1 protein-coding gene is annotated in these 684 nt (G+C 66.4%); it reads left to right on the top strand.

Annotated features, from left to right (window positions below; genetic code table 11):
* A partial coding sequence (locus DUPY_RS17235) for a YDG domain-containing protein (RefSeq protein ID WP_229255408.1) occupies positions 1–684 on the top strand: 684 nt, incomplete at both ends.

Below are 684 nucleotides of genomic sequence, written 5' to 3'. Positions count from 1 at the left end.
AGTGGGCAGCTTTGCCAGCAAGGACGCCGGCGCCGGCAAGGCCGTGACCGTGAGCGGCTACACGCTGTCGGGCGCCGACGCCGGCAACTACGTAGTGCTGCAACCGACCGGCCTGAGCGCAACCATCAACAAGGCCAACCTGGCGGTCTCGGGCATTGCAGCCCTGGATAAAACCTATGACGCCACCACCGCCGCGACCTTGACCGGCACTGCTGCCGTGGCAGCACTGGGCAGCGACAGCGTGTTGGTGACCGGTACCGGCGTGGGCAGCTTTGCCAGCAAGGATGCCGGCGCCAACAAGGCCGTGAGCGTGAGCGGCTACACGCTGTCGGGCGCCGACGCCGGCAACTACGTGGTGCTGCAACCGACCGGCCTGAGCGCAACCATCAACAAGGCCAACCTGGCGGTCTCGGGCATTGCAGCCCTGGATAAAACCTATGACGCCACCACCGCCGCGACCTTGACCGGCACTGCTGCCGTGGCAGCACTGGGCAGCGACAGCGTGTTGGTGACCGGTACCGGCGTGGGCAGCTTTGCCAGCAAGGATGCCGGCGCCAACAAGGCCGTGAGCGTGACCGGCTATACCTTGTCCGGCGCCGATGCCGGCAACTACGTAGTGCTGCAACCGACCGGCCTGAGCGCAACCATCAACAAGGCCAACCTGGCGGTCTCGGGCATTGCAGC

The sequence above is a fragment of the Duganella phyllosphaerae genome (genome assembly GCF_001758785.1).
GTDB classification, from domain to species: domain Bacteria; phylum Pseudomonadota; class Gammaproteobacteria; order Burkholderiales; family Burkholderiaceae_D; genus Rugamonas; species Rugamonas phyllosphaerae.
This window is presented reverse-complemented; position numbering and strand designations above follow the sequence as displayed.